The organism is Streptomyces sp. NPDC051214, assembly GCF_040682375.1.
Lineage (GTDB): Bacteria > Actinomycetota > Actinomycetes > Streptomycetales > Streptomycetaceae > Streptomyces.
The window spans coordinates 53275-66258 of sequence record NZ_JBFBAT010000021.1 but is presented as its reverse complement, the minus strand read 5'-3'; the positions used below and the strand labels follow the sequence as shown (position 1 = coordinate 66258).

The following is a 12984-nucleotide window of genomic DNA, read 5'->3' as shown; positions in this document are numbered from 1 at the left end:
TCAGGAGCGCAGCCATGCCCTCGTACGAAAAGTCCCCTCTGTCCCGACGTGCCTTCACCGGTGCCGTGGGCGCCGGTGCCGCCGCCGCGGTGGGGCTGCCCGCCGCCGCCGAAGCCCGGGAGCGGCCCTTCCGTGCGGCCCCGCGCCGGAGCGGCCGGCGGCCGAACATCCTGTTCATCCTGGGCGACGACCTGGGCTGGGCCGACCTCTCGTCCTACGGGTCGCCGCACATCAAGACCCCGAACCTGGACCGCCTGGCACGCCAGGGCGTGCGGTTCACCGATGCCTACGCCGGGTCCGCGACCTGCTCGCCGACCCGCTTCAGCCTCTACACCGGGCGCTTCCCCGGCCGTACGGAGGGCGGGCTCGCGGAGCCGATCGCGGACAAGTCCGTGGGCCTGGAGCCGACGCATCCCACGCTGGCGTCACTGTTGCGGGACGCCGGGTACGCGACCGCGCTCATCGGCAAGTGGCACGCGGGCTACCTGCCGGACTACTCGCCGACCAGGTCGGGCTGGGACGAGTTCTTCGGGAACTTCGGCGGGGCCCTGGAGTACTACTCGAAGCTGGGGCTCGGCGGTGAGTACGACCTCTACGAGGGCGACGCCGAGTACAAGGACCTGCGCTACTACACGCGCATCCTGACCGAGGGGCGAGCGAGTACGTGCTGCGGGACCACGGCGACAAGCCCTGGCTGCTCAACCTGAACTTCACCACCCCGCACTGGCCGTGGATCGCCGACGGCGACAAGGAGGAGAGCGCCGAGATCGTACGGAGGATCAAGGCGGGCGAGAAGGGCGCGCTCTGGCATCAGGACGGCGGGTCCGTGGAGAAGTACACGGAGATGGTGCAGGACCTGGACCGGTCGGTCGGTGAGGTCCTGAAGGCCCTGAAGAAGTCCGGCCAGGAGCGGGACACCCTGGTCTTCTTCGCCTCCGACAACGGCGGCGAGCGCTTCTCGTACAACTGGCCCCTGTCGGGCAACAAGGCCTCGCTCCAGGAGGGCGGCATCCGCGTGCCGACCATCGTGCGGTGGCCCGCGCGCCTCGACGGCGGGCAGGTCAGCCACGAGCCCGTCTTCACCCCGGACTGGACGGCCACGCTCCTGGAGGTCGGCGGGGCCAGGCCCAGCCCCGCGTACCCGCTGGACGGGACCAGCCTCGCGCCCTACCTCCTGAAGGGCGAGGAGCTCGCGGAGCGGGAGCTGTTCTGGCGCGTGCGCGGGGAGCGGGCCCTGCGGCGCGGGGACTGGAAGTACTACCGGGGCAAGGGCGGCAAGGACCAGCTCTTCGACCTCGCGTCGGATCAGCGCGAGCAGGCCGACCTGGCGGCGCGCGAGCCGCGGCTGCTTGCCGAGCTGAAGGCGGCCTGGGAGAAGACGGACAAGGGGCTGCTGCCGTACCCGGCGGCCTGAGACCGCGGCCCTGACCGCCGCCGCGTCGCCCTCACTTCTCCTTCGGGGCGGCCGCGTTCGCGCTGACGACCGTGCCGTCGGCGGCGGTGAGGGAGAGCCCGTCGTGCGTCAGCTTGTACGTCACCTTGCCGTCGAACAGCTTGAGGAGCTTCTTCTCGGTCTCCCCGGCGGCTCCCTGGCACATCATCCGGGTGGTGCGGGGAGCGCCGAGCGTGATCTGTCCGTCCTTCACCTCGGCCTTGGCGGTCACGCTGTTGCAGCCGAGGTTGCCGCGGACGGTGCCGTCCTTGCCGAAGGTCAGATGGGCCTTGCCGTCCACTTCCTTCGGCAGGGACGCCGAGACCTTGCCGTCGCCGATGCCGTTCACGTTCCACTTCGTGCCGGTGAGCGGGGCGTCCGCTTCCGGCTTCGAGGTGAGGGCCACGCGGTCCCCCTTGTCGGTGGTGAGCGTCAACTTGTCGCCGTCGACGGCGGCCTTCAGCTCCCCCTTGGCGAGGGCGGACTTGAAGGCGTTCTCGAAGTCCTGCTTCTCGCAGCCCCGCTTGGTGGAGAGGGCGTTGGCGAAGCCGACGGTGTCGCCGTCCGTCTTCACGTCCGCGGTGAAGCCGTTGCAGCCGTAGTTGCCCTCGGCCTTGCCCTTGTCGCCGATCTTGACGTACGCGTCGCCCGGGGCCTGCTGTTTCTTGCCGTTCACCGTGACGCTCTCCACGCTCCAGTGGACGCCGGAGAGCCTCGGCTGAGACCCGACGGACCCGCTGCCTGAGCTGGTCTCGGTGCCGCACGCGGTGAGCATGCCCGCGGCGGCCAAGGCCATGACGGTCGGAGTCAGTCGTTGCTTCTGCATGCCGCTGTGACGGGACAAGTGGGTGATCCGGTTCCCTTCTCGCCGTGAGGGGCGCCCGGCTAGCTCATGACCGGCAGCAGCCCCGCCAGATCGGCCCGCTCCCCGCTCGCCCCGACCTTCGCCGCGTCGAGGGCGGTCTTCCAGTCCGTACGCCCGGTCGCGAGGCGGATCCAGGTGAGCGGGTCGGTCTCCACGACGTTCGGCGGGGTTCCGCGGGTGTGCCGGGGCCCCTGGACGCACTGGACCACGGCGAACGGCGGGACCCTGACCTCGACGGCACCGCCGGGGGCCTTCACCGCGAGGGCGTCGGCGAGCAGCCGGGTGCAGGCCGCAAGGGCCTGGCGGTCGTACGGGACGTCCAGGCCCGGCACCGCGTCGTTCAGGTCGTCGGTGTGGACGACGAGTTCGACGGTACGGGTGACCAGGAAGTCGTCGAGGGTCATCGCGCCGAACCGCGTCGGCATGAGCCGGCCCGCCGTGACATCGGGCAGCGCTTCCTCGAAGTCGGCGAGGGTGCGCGCGTAGAGACCGGTCAGATCCTCCTGCGCGGCGAAGGCCCGCGCGGCCTCGTCGACCTGCGAGGCCGCCGACGCCGTCGCGAACGGCCAGTCCAGCAGGGCCACTTCGCGTGCCGGCGGCTCCGGCATGGCGAGGAAGCGGGTCGCGCCGCCGAGGGCCATCGTGAGGTGGGCGGCGAGCTCGCGGACGGTCCAGGCGCCGAGCCGGGTCGGCAGGGCGAGCTGCTCGGGCTCCAGGGTGCCGACCGCTTCCCGTACGTTCCCGAACTGGGCGAGGACGGCGGTGCGGATCTTGGCGGAGTCGTACGAACGCGTGCGCTTCTTGGCCGGTGGCATGGGGCGAGCCTAATTCTTCCCGGGGTAGCCCCGAAGACCCTTTTCCACCTGGCCGAAGACGCGCTCGGCGGACTCGGCGCAGTCCTTGGCGATCTCGTCGAGGGGGTCGCCGGCGAGGGTGCGCTCGTGGTTCTCGACGATGAGCGCGTTCCGGGCGCCGATCAACTGGGCGGCGGCGACCCGCGCGAGGAGCAGGTCGTCGGTCTCCTCGGCGAGGGCGTCCGCGAGGAGCTGGACGCTGCGCATGTGGAAGCTGACCATGCGCAGCGAGAGGGTCGGGGTCTCGCTGATGAGCTGGCGCACCTTGAGCGCGCGCGGGTCGCCGCTGAGGCCGATCGCCGGGTCGCGTCCCGCGATCTGCCCCAGGAACTGGCCGCGCATCGCGGCGACCGCGGACTCCCCGGGCTGCCGCTCGCGCACCGCGCGGGCCGGGTCGCCGACGTGCTCCTCCATGGGGCCGACGATTGCACCTTCCTTGGTACCGAAGTAGTTGAAGACGGTCATCTTGGACACGTCGGCAGCCTCGGCGATCTCCGCCACGGAGACATGGTCGAAGCCACGCTCGGAGCAGAGGTCCACGGCGGCCCGCCAGATCCGCGACGCGGTCTGCTTCTTCTTGCGCGCGCGCAGCCCCAGCTCCTCAGTCATGCAGGTCACGGTACCGGGGCGGCCTCCGCGCGGACCGCGAGCGTGACGAAGCCCCCGCCCGGATCAGCAGGCCCGGACGGGGGCTTCGACGGTGGATCGGGAGGCGGATCAGGCGAAGAGCCCCGGCAGGGTCCCCTCGTGCGCCTCGCGGATCTCGGCCAGCGGGAGCGTGAACTCGCCCTGGAGCTCCACCGCGTCGCCGTCGACCACACCGATGCGCGTCGCGGGCAGGCCCCGCGCCCCGCACATGTCGGTGAAGCGCAGCTCCTCGGAACGGGGGACGGACACGACCGCGCGCCCCGCCGACTCGCTGAACAGGAAGGTGAACGCGTCCAGGCCGTCCGGGACGACCAGGCGCGCGCCCTTCCCGCCACGGAGGCACGACTCGGCGAGGGCCTGCGCGAGGCCACCGTCGGAGAGGTCGTGCGCGGCGTCGATCATGCCGTCGCGCGAGCCCGAGATGAGGATCTCGGCGAGCAGCCGCTCGCGCTCCAGGTCGACCTTCGGGGGAAGCCCGCCGAGGTGGTCGTGGACGACCTGCGACCAGGCCGAACCGCCGAACTCCTCGGTGGTGTCACCGAGCAGGTAGAGCAGCTGGCCCTCTTCGGCGAACGCGATCGGCGTGCGCCGCGCGACGTCGTCGATCACGCCGAGCACCGAGACGACCGGGGTCGGGTGGATCGCCGCCTCGCCCGTCTGGTTGTAGAGCGAGACGTTGCCGCCGGTCACCGGGGTGCCCAGGATCTGGCAGGCGTCGGCGAGACCACGGGTGGTCTCGGCGAACTGCCACATCACGTCCGGGTCCTCGGGCGAACCGAAGTTGAGGCAGTCCGATACGGCGAGCGGCTTGGCGCCGGTCGCGGCGACGTTGCGGTACGCCTCAGACAGGGCCAACTGCGCGCCGGCGTACGGGTCGAGCTTGGAGTAGCGGCCGTTGCCGTCGTTGGCGAGGGCGACACCGAGGCCGGTCTCCTCGTCGATGCGGACCATGCCGGAGTCCTCGGGCTGCGCGAGCACCGTGTTGCCCTGCACGAAACGGTCGTACTGATCCGTCACCCACGCCTTGGATGCCTGGTTCGGCGACGCGACGACCGCGAGGACCTGCTCGCGCAGTTCCTTCGAACTCGCCGGACGCGCCAGCTTGTTGGCGTCGTCGGCCTGGAGGGCGTCCTGCCAGGACGGGCGGGCGTAGGGACGCTCGTAGACCGGTCCGTCGTGGGCGACGGTGCGCGGGTCGAGGTCGACGATCTTCTCGCCGTGCCAGAAGATCTCCAGGCGGTCGCCGTCCGTCACTTCACCGACGACGGTGGCGATGACGTCCCACTTCTCGCAGATCGCGAGGAAGCGCTCGACCTTCTCGGGCTCGACGACCGCGCACATGCGCTCCTGCGACTCACTCATGAGGATTTCCTCGGGAGTGAGCGTGGAGTCGCGCAGCGGTACGTCGTCCAGCTCGACGCGCATGCCGCCGGAGCCGTTGGACGCGAGCTCGGAGGTCGCGCAGGAGAGGCCTGCCGCGCCGAGGTCCTGGATGCCGACGACGAGCTTCTCGGCGAAGGCCTCCAGGGTGCACTCGATGAGGAGCTTCTCCTGGAAGGGGTCACCGACCTGTACGGCCGGACGCTTCGACGGCTTCGTGTCGTCGAAGGTCTCACTCGCCAGGATCGAGGCGCCGCCGATGCCGTCGCCGCCCGTGCGGGCCCCGTAGAGGATGACCTTGTTGCCGGGCCCTGAAGCCTTGGCGAGGTGGATGTCCTCGTGCCGCATGACGCCGATGGCACCGGCGTTGACCAGCGGGTTGCCCTGGTAGCAGGCGTCGAAGACGAGCTCGCCGCCGATGTTGGGCAGGCCCAGGCAGTTGCCGTAGCCGCCGATGCCCGCGACGACACCCGGAAGGACACGCTTCGTGTCGGGGTGGTCGGCGGCGCCCATCCGCAGCGGGTCCACGACCGCGACCGGGCGCGCGCCCATCGCGATGATGTCGCGGACGATGCCGCCGACACCGGTGGCCGCGCCCTGGTAGGGCTCGACGTACGAGGGGTGGTTGTGCGACTCGACCTTGAAGGTGACCGCGTAGCCGTTGCCGACGTCAACGACTCCGGCGTTCTCGCCGATCCCGACGAGCATCGCGTCGTTGTCCGGGGCCTTCTCGCCGAACTGGCGCAGGTGTACCTTGCTGCTCTTGTACGAGCAGTGCTCGGACCACATGACGGAGTACATGGCGAGCTCGGCGCCGGTGGGGCGGCGGCCCAGGATCTCGCGTACGCGCGCGTACTCGTCTTCCTTCAGACCCAGTTCGGCCCAGGGCAGCTTGACGTCGGGAGTCTCGGCTGCGTGCTTGACGGTGTCCAGAGTCATGCGTTGACCAGCTTCTTCAGGATCGAGGTGAAGAATCCGAGGCCGTCGGTGCGGCCGGTCCCGACCAGCGGCTCCACGGCGTGCTCGGGGTGCGGCATGAGGCCGACGACATTGCCCGCCTCGTTCGTGATGCCGGCGATGTCACGGAGCGAGCCGTTCGGGTTGCCGTCCAGATAGCGGAAGGCGACGCGGCCCTCGGCCTCCAGCATGTCCAGGGTCCGCTCGTCGGCCGTGTACTGGCCGTCGATGTTCTTCAGCGGAATGTGGATCTCCTGGCCGGCCGTGTAGTCGGCGGTCCACGCGGTCCGGTCCGTCTCCACGCGCAGCTTCTGCTCGCGGCAGATGAAGTGCAGGTGGTTGTTCCGCAGCATCGCGCCCGGCAGCAGGTGCGACTCGGTGAGCACCTGGAAGCCGTTGCAGATACCGAGAACCGGCATCCCCGCCTTCGCCTGCTCGATGACCGACTCCATGACGGGCGAAAACCGTGAAATGGCCCCGGCCCGGAGATAGTCGCCGTACGAGAATCCGCCGGGCAGCACCACGGCGTCGACCTGCTTCAGGTCCTTGTCCCGGTGCCAGAGCGGCACTGCTTCGGCGCCGGCGACGCGGACGGCGCGCTGGGTGTCGCGGTCGTCGAGCGTTCCGGGGAAAGTGACGACTCCGATTCGAGCAGTCACTTCTCTTCCTCCACCTTTACGAAGAAGTCTTCGATCACGGTGTTGGCGAGGAAGGTTTCCGCCATCTCGTGGATACGGGCGAGGGCTGCGTCATCGACGGGCCCGTCCACCTCGAGTTCGAAGCGCTTTCCCTGACGTACGTCGGCGATCCCCTTGAATCCGAGGCGCGGCAGTGCACGCTGCACCGCCTGGCCCTGGGGGTCGAGGATCTCCGGCTTGAGCATGACGTCGACTACGACGCGTGCCACTGGCACTCCCGGTGTGTGGTGCTGGCTGAGCGGTCCCTTCAGACTACCCGCACAAAAATTCTACTCGCGTAGATTCGTAGAAACCTACGTGAGGACGGTCACGTTCCTGCTCATACTCACGTATCGAACGGGGCACCTTCGCGAAAAATCCTGGAAAAGATCACGCATCGCCATTGCACCCGGACACGCGGGCGGATTTAGTCGGGCTTCACAATGCAATGCCGCGCACTGTACAAAGGAAAAGGCATTGGCCGATCCTTTGCACATAACAGTGCCCCATAACAGCCGGACAGCCGGCATCGCCGCACGTCAACGTCGGTGGAGCCGCACGAAGGGACCGATATTCGTGGCGCAGCGTGTCGTAGTCACTCTCTTTGACGACATCGACGGCGGGGAAGCGGCGGAGACGATCGCCTTCGGTCTTGACGGCAAGTCGTACGAGATCGACCTCAATCAAACCAATGCCAAGAAACTGCGCAAGGTACTTGCCCCGTACCTGGACGCGGCCCGCAAGCAGTCGAAGTCCGGCAAGGCCTACCGGCACACCACGGTGGCGGCGAACCCCGCGGCCGTCCGCGCCTGGGCCCGCTCGCACCAGATGGACGTCCCGCCGCGCGGCCGCATCCCGAAGAAGGTCTACGAGGCCTTCGAGGCGGCCAACTGACGCTCCGGCCCACCCCGGCCGACCTCGGCCGACGGCCTGCCAGGAGGGCCCCTCGGCAACCGACTTGACCTGCACCCCCGACGGTCGGCTAAAGTCTGGAGCACGCCGAGGGGCAAGGCCGAAAGGCCCGAACCTCACGGAGTCTTGCGGGTGTAGTTCAGTAGTAGAACATCCCCCTTCCAGGGGGAAGGCGCAGTGTGCAATTCCTGTCACCCGCTCTGCATCGCTCACCGAGCACTCTTTCGAGTGCGGTAGGCTGGTGCTCGCGCCGATCAGTGAGAGCTGGTCGGAGGCAATGCGAACGTAGCTCAGTTGGTAGAGCGCAACCTTGCCAAGGTTGAGGTCGCGAGTTCGAACCTCGTCGTTCGCTCCAGAGAAGAAGGCCCCGGTCATCGCGACCGGGGCCTTCTTCGTGTGCGTCCCCGGCGCTCCCGGCCCCGCTTCTGACATTTGTCATGCGAGCCGGTGACAGCGCGCACTGCTCCGGAGCCCGCGGCCGGGGGACGCTCTATCCATGACTGACCAAGTGATCGACGTGACCGATCTGCGGCGCGTGTACGGGGGCGGTTTCGAGGCGGTCCGGGGAGTGTCGTTCTCCGTGGGCCGCGGCGAGCTCTTCGCGCTGCTCGGGACCAACGGCGCGGGCAAGACCTCCACCGTCGAACTCCTCGAGGGGCTCGCCCCGCCCGCCGGGGGGCGGGTGCGGGTGCTCGGGCACGATCCGTACGCCGAGCGGGGCGCCGTGCGCCACCGGATCGGGGTGATGCTCCAGGAAGGCGGCTTCCCCTCCGAGCTGACGGTCGCGGAGACCGTGCGGATGTGGGCGGCGTGCACCAGCGGCGCGCGCCCCACCGCGGAAGCCCTCGACATGGTGGGCCTCGGCAAGCGGGCCGGCGTACGCGTGAAGATGCTCTCCGGCGGCGAGAAGCGGCGGCTCGACCTGGCGACCGCTCTCATCGGGCGGCCCGAGGTGCTCTTCCTCGACGAACCCACCACCGGGCTCGACGCCGAAGGCCGCCGCGAGACCTGGGAGTTGGTGCGCGCCCTGCGTGACGGCGGCACGACCGTGCTGCTCACCACGCACTACCTCGAAGAGGCCGAGAACCTCGCCGAACGCCTCGCGATCCTGCACGAGGGGCGGATCGCCGCCGCCGGCCGGGTCGCCGACGTGGTGGCCGCGCAGCCCTCGCACGTCTCCTTCGAACTGCCCGCTGGGTACTTCGTCGGGGATCTGCCGCCGCTCGGCGAGCTCGGGGTGAGCGAGCACGAGATCGTCGGCGGGCGGGTCAGGCTGCGTACGCACGAGTTGCAGCGGGCGGCCACGGGGCTGCTGCTGTGGGCGCGGGACGCGAACGTCGAGCTCGGCAGGCTCGACGTGCGGGCCGCGTCGCTGGAGGAGGCGTTCCTGCGCATCGCGCGGGATGCCGAGAGCGCGGCCGGTGTCGCGGAGAAGGAGAAGGTGGCATGAGCGCGCTGACGACGACCCCGCAGGCGGTGACGACGCCCGCCCAGCGGATGGCCGCCCTCGCCCGAGCCGAACTGACGCTGCTCGGACGCAGCAAGGGGACCTTGGTCGCGGCGCTGTTCGTGCCGCTCGTGATGCCGTTCAGCCTGAGCCAGGTCGCGGACGGCATGGACCTCAAGGGCACCGGGCTCTCGGTCGGGTCCGTGGTGGTGCCCGGCGCCATCGGCTTCTCCCTGCTCTTCGCCGTCTACTCCACGCTGACCGCCGTCTACGCCGCGCGGCGCGAGGAACTGGTGCTCAAGCGGCTGCGCACCGGTGAGCTGCGGGACCCGGAGATACTCGCCGGGGCCGCGCTGCCCTCGGTCGCCATCGGCTTGATCCAGATCGTGGTCCTCGCGATCGGCTGCGTCATCCTGCTCGACGCGGGGGCGCCGAGCGCGCCGCACCTCGCCGTCATCGGCGTACTGCTCGGCCTGGTGATGTTCAGCGCCCTCGGCGCGGTGACCGCCAGCCTCAGCAGGTCCGTGGAGTCCGCGCAGGTCATGGCCATGCCTCTGGCCTTCGGCTCGATGTTCGGGTCCGGCCTCTTCATCCCCTTCGAGGTCATGCCCGACAAGCTGGCCGCGGTCTGCGAGCTGCTCCCGCTCTCCCCGGTGATCGAGCTGGTGCGCGGCGGCTGGACGGGGAATCTCGGGGCGGCGGACGCCCTCGGCGCCACCGCCACCGCTGTGGCCTGGACCGTGGTCTCGGTGTTTGCTGTACGACGGTGGTTCCGCTGGGAACCCCGACGCTGAGGAAGGGATCAAGACGTGGTCGGCCGAATCAGGGGGCTGAAGCGCGGCTGGCATGAGCGGAGCAAGATCGAGAAGGTCGAGTTCCAGAGCATGGCCATGTGGCATGCCATGCCGTGGCTCTTCTTCTTCAGCTGGGGCTCGGTGCCGCTGGGCGCGGCCCTGCGGCACGAGACCCTCCCGCTGGTCCTCGGCTGCACACTGACCGGGGTGGCCGTCCTGCAGTGCGTCCACGTCAACCGCACGCTGCGCCGTTCCCTCGATCACTTCTTGCAGCGCGCGGAGCCACCGCGCCGCGACCTCGCCGTGGCGCTGGTGCTCCTGATCGTGGCGCTGGGTTTCGTGCTCGCCCTGCAGGCTGTGGACGGGGTCAAGGTCGACGTGCTCATCCTCGCCACGATGTTCGTGGTGATGCCCTACGGCCAGTCGCTGGCCTTCTCCGTACCGATACGCACCTTCTTCATCCGATTCGCCGTGATCGACACCGGCATAGTGGCCGGGTTCGCCGCGGTCGGCGTCCGTGACGGGCGGCTCGTGGGCACGGCTCTGGTGATCGCCTTCGGCACGCTGGTCTCCCTGCTCTCCTCGCGCTGCGGCGCCTGGACGCTCGCCGTGATGTGGGAGGCCGACCGGGCCCGCGAGGTCGAGGCACGGCTCGCGGTGGCCGAGGAGCGGCTGCGGTTCGGGCGCGATCTGCACGACGTGATGGGGCGCAACCTCGCGGTCATCGCCCTCAAGAGCGAGCTTGCCGTCCAACTGGCCAAGCGGGGGCGCCCCGAGGCCGTCGACCAGATGGTCGAGGTGCAGCGGATAGCACAGGAATCCCAGCGAGAGGTACGGGAAGTGGTACGGGGCTACCGGGAGGCCGACCTCGCCGTCGAACTCGCCGGTGCGCAAGGGGTACTTGAGGCGGCCGGGATCGACTGCCGGGTGAGCGGGTCGTCCGCCGGGCTGCCGGTGTCCGTGCAGTCGGCGCTGGGATGGGTCGTGCGCGAGGCGACCACGAATGTGCTGCGGCACGGGGACGCGCAGCGGTGCGACATCACCCTGACGATCACCGAGGAACGTACGTCGCTGGTCGTCGAGAACGACGGGGTGCCCGAGGCCGCGTCCGAAGGCCGGAAGGGCTCCGGCCTCGCCGGGCTCCGGGAGCGGCTGGCCGCGGTGGGCGGGACGCTGGACTTCGCCGCCGGCGACGGGCGCTTCCGCCTCGCCGCACAGGTGCCGCTGGACCGCCCCCGGCAGGACGCTCCCCGGCGGGTCGGCCGACAGGAGATCGAAAGGGTCGCGCCATGAGCCTGCGCGTGCTGCTCGCCGATGACGAGCACCTCATCCGCGGTGCCCTCGCCGCGCTCCTCGCCCTCGAGGACGATCTCGTCGTGGTCGCCGAGGCCGCGTCGGGGCCCGAGGCGCTCGCCATGGCCCTCGCCCACCGGCCCGATGTGGCCGTGCTCGACCTGGAGATGCCGGGGGCCGACGGTGTGAGGGTGGCCACATCGCTGCGGGACGAACTGCCGCACTGCCGCACCATGATCGTGACGAGCCATGGCAGACCGGGGCATCTCAAACGGGCGCTCGCGGTGGGCGTACGGGGCTTCGTGCCGAAGACGGTCAGCGCGCAGCGCCTCGCGGAGATCATCCGCACCGTTCATGCCGGTAATCGCTATGTGGACCCGGAGTTGGCGGCCGACGCGATCTCCGCCGGGGACTCCCCGCTGACCGTCCGCGAGGCCGAGGTGCTCGAACTCGCCGCCGACGGGGCGCCCGTCGCGGAGATCGCCGAGCGGGCCGCGCTGTCGCAGGGAACGGTCCGCAACTACCTGTCCTCCGCCGCCACCAAGATCGGCGCCGAGAACCGTCATGCCGCGGTGCGTCTCGCACGCGAGCGAGGTTGGGTATAGTTGGCATCGCGCTTCGGCGCAGCGCGGACGTAGCTCAGTTGGTAGAGCGCAACCTTGCCAAGGTTGAGGTCGCCAGTTCGAACCTGGTCGTCCGCTCCACAGAGAAGAAACCCCCGGTGCCTCTCGGCACCGGGGGTTTCTTCGTGTCCTGCGTGTTCCGCGGGGTGCGGCTACCAGGACATGCCCGTCAGGCGCTCGTACGCCTCGATGTACTTGGCGCGCGTGGCGTCCACCACGTCCTGCGGGAGCGGGGGCGGCGGCTGCTCGCTCTTGCGGTCCCAGCCGGAGGCCGGCGAGGTCAGCCAGTCGCGGACGAACTGCTTGTCGAACGACGGCTGCGCGCGGCCCGGCTGCCAGCTGTCCGCGGGCCAGAAGCGGGACGAGTCCGGGGTGAGGACCTCGTCCGCGATGACCAGCGTCTCGCCCTCGAAGCCGAACTCGAACTTCGTGTCGGCGAGGATCACACCGCGGTCGCGGGCGATGTCACGGGCCCTGCCGTACACCGCGAGGGTCGCCTGGCGGAGCTGGGCCGCCGTCTCGGCGCCCACCTGGCGGGCCACTTCCTCGTAGCTCACGTTCTCGTCGTGCTCGCCGACCGCCGCCTTCGTGGCGGGCGTGAAGATCGGTGCGGGCAGCTCCGAGCCGTCGCTCAGGCCGTCGGGCAGCGCGAGGCCGCAGACGGTGCGCGAGTCGTTGTACTCGACCAGGCCCGAGCCCGTGAGGTAGCCGCGGGCGACGCACTCGACCGGGACCATCGCCAGGGACTTGCAGACCGTGGTGCGGCCCTCCCACTCGGCGGGGGCGCCGGGCGGGACGTCGGTGGAGATGACGTGGTTCGGCACGAGGTCGGCGAGCTGGTCGAACCACCACAGGGAGAGCTGCGTGAGGACCCTGCCCTTGTCAGGGATCTCCGTGGGCAGCACCCAGTCGTAGGCGGACATGCGGTCGCTCGCGACCATCACGAGGTCGCCCGCCTCGTTCCGGTACAGGTCGCGCACCTTTCCGGTGTGCACATGCACCAGGCCCGGCACCTGAAGCGGCTCGGGCTTTTCTACGAATCCGGACACGGTTCCTCCCCGTGGTTCTGACTGAATGCTGCTGATTCTCCCGCATGGGGAGA

General features: G+C 69.9%; 12 protein-coding genes, 3 tRNA genes and 1 pseudogene. 9 read left to right on the top strand and 7 right to left on the bottom strand.

Annotated features, from left to right (window positions below; all coding sequences use genetic code 11):
* Positions 1-14: 14 nt before the first annotated feature.
* Positions 15-1414 (top strand): annotated as a pseudogene (locus AB0M70_RS38470) (sulfatase-like hydrolase/transferase).
* Positions 1415-1445: 31 nt separating this feature from the next.
* Here AB0M70_RS38470 and AB0M70_RS38465 read toward each other — a convergent pair.
* The 6 genes from AB0M70_RS38465 to purS form a co-directional block, all read right to left on the bottom strand.
* Positions 1446-2258 carry an META domain-containing protein gene (locus tag AB0M70_RS38465; protein ID WP_365827842.1) on the bottom strand — a complete coding sequence of 271 codons (813 nt, stop codon included), beginning with the start codon at positions 2256-2258 and terminating at the stop codon, positions 1446-1448.
* A 59-nt stretch (positions 2259-2317) separates the two neighbouring features.
* Positions 2318-3112, bottom strand: coding sequence for a sterol carrier family protein (locus AB0M70_RS38460; RefSeq protein WP_365827840.1), 795 nt, complete (start codon positions 3110-3112; stop codon positions 2318-2320).
* A 9-nt stretch (positions 3113-3121) separates the two neighbouring features.
* Complete coding sequence (locus AB0M70_RS38455) at positions 3122-3760, bottom strand: TetR/AcrR family transcriptional regulator (protein ID WP_365827838.1); 639 nt, start codon at positions 3758-3760, stop codon at positions 3122-3124.
* Positions 3761-3868: 108 nt separating this feature from the next.
* A complete protein-coding gene (gene purL, locus AB0M70_RS38450; protein WP_365827836.1) occupies positions 3869-6118 on the bottom strand; it encodes a phosphoribosylformylglycinamidine synthase subunit PurL in 2250 nt (749 codons plus the stop codon).
* Positions 6115-6795 (bottom strand): phosphoribosylformylglycinamidine synthase subunit PurQ, encoded by a 681-nt coding sequence (purQ, locus tag AB0M70_RS38445; protein WP_365827834.1) that lies wholly within the window; start codon positions 6793-6795, stop codon positions 6115-6117. The genes purL and purQ overlap by 4 nt, the downstream gene beginning before the upstream one ends.
* Positions 6792-7043, bottom strand: a complete 252-nt coding sequence (gene purS / locus AB0M70_RS38440) for a phosphoribosylformylglycinamidine synthase subunit PurS (RefSeq protein ID WP_135332092.1) — start codon at positions 7041-7043, stop codon at positions 6792-6794. The genes purQ and purS overlap by 4 nt, the downstream gene beginning before the upstream one ends.
* A gap of 346 nt (positions 7044-7389) precedes the next feature.
* On the opposite strand from purS, the gene AB0M70_RS38435 reads away from it, so the two are divergent.
* The 8 genes from AB0M70_RS38435 (at position 7390) to AB0M70_RS38400 (ending at position 11963) form a co-directional block, all read left to right on the top strand.
* Positions 7390-7707 carry an Lsr2 family protein gene (locus AB0M70_RS38435; protein WP_363210158.1) on the top strand — a complete coding sequence of 106 codons (318 nt, stop codon included), beginning with the start codon at positions 7390-7392 and terminating at the stop codon, positions 7705-7707.
* A gap of 146 nt (positions 7708-7853) precedes the next feature.
* Positions 7854-7925, top strand: a tRNA-Gly gene (locus tag AB0M70_RS38430).
* A gap of 79 nt (positions 7926-8004) precedes the next feature.
* Positions 8005-8080 (top strand) — tRNA-Gly (locus AB0M70_RS38425).
* Between the two features lie 141 nt (positions 8081-8221).
* Positions 8222-9175, top strand: coding sequence for an ABC transporter ATP-binding protein (locus tag AB0M70_RS38420; protein ID WP_365827832.1), 954 nt, complete (start codon positions 8222-8224; stop codon positions 9173-9175).
* Positions 9172-9966, top strand: a complete 795-nt coding sequence (locus AB0M70_RS38415) for an ABC transporter permease (RefSeq protein ID WP_365827830.1) — start codon at positions 9172-9174, stop codon at positions 9964-9966. The genes AB0M70_RS38420 and AB0M70_RS38415 overlap by 4 nt, the downstream gene beginning before the upstream one ends.
* Positions 9967-9981: 15 nt before the next feature.
* Positions 9982-11259, top strand: coding sequence for a sensor histidine kinase (locus AB0M70_RS38410; protein WP_365827828.1), 1278 nt, complete (start codon positions 9982-9984; stop codon positions 11257-11259).
* On the top strand, positions 11256-11864 hold the full coding sequence (locus tag AB0M70_RS38405; RefSeq protein WP_363210162.1) for a response regulator transcription factor: 609 nt from the start codon (positions 11256-11258) through the stop codon (positions 11862-11864). The genes AB0M70_RS38410 and AB0M70_RS38405 overlap by 4 nt, the downstream gene beginning before the upstream one ends.
* Positions 11865-11887: 23 nt before the next feature.
* Positions 11888-11963, top strand: a tRNA-Gly gene (locus tag AB0M70_RS38400).
* Between the two features lie 71 nt (positions 11964-12034).
* On the opposite strand, the gene AB0M70_RS38395 is transcribed toward AB0M70_RS38400, so the two are convergent.
* On the bottom strand, positions 12035-12931 hold the full coding sequence (locus AB0M70_RS38395) for a phosphoribosylaminoimidazolesuccinocarboxamide synthase (RefSeq protein WP_365827826.1): 897 nt from the start codon (positions 12929-12931) through the stop codon (positions 12035-12037).
* Positions 12932-12984 lie beyond the last annotated feature (53 nt).

Excerpts from the sequence above, each read along its gene's own strand:
- AB0M70_RS38465 (WP_365827842.1), bottom strand. The coding sequence starts at position 2,258 with ATGCAGAAGCAACGACTGACTCCGACCGTCATGGCCTTGGCCGCCGCG.
- AB0M70_RS38460 (WP_365827840.1), bottom strand. The coding sequence starts at position 3,112 with ATGCCACCGGCCAAGAAGCGCACGCGTTCGTACGACTCCGCCAAGATC.
- AB0M70_RS38455 (WP_365827838.1), bottom strand. The coding sequence starts at position 3,760 with ATGACTGAGGAGCTGGGGCTGCGCGCGCGCAAGAAGAAGCAGACCGCG.
- purL (WP_365827836.1), bottom strand. The coding sequence starts at position 6,118 with ATGACTCTGGACACCGTCAAGCACGCAGCCGAGACTCCCGACGTCAAG.
- AB0M70_RS38420 (WP_365827832.1), top strand. The coding sequence starts at position 8,222 with ATGACTGACCAAGTGATCGACGTGACCGATCTGCGGCGCGTGTACGGG.
- AB0M70_RS38415 (WP_365827830.1), top strand. The coding sequence starts at position 9,172 with ATGAGCGCGCTGACGACGACCCCGCAGGCGGTGACGACGCCCGCCCAG.
- AB0M70_RS38405 (WP_363210162.1), top strand. The coding sequence starts at position 11,256 with ATGAGCCTGCGCGTGCTGCTCGCCGATGACGAGCACCTCATCCGCGGT.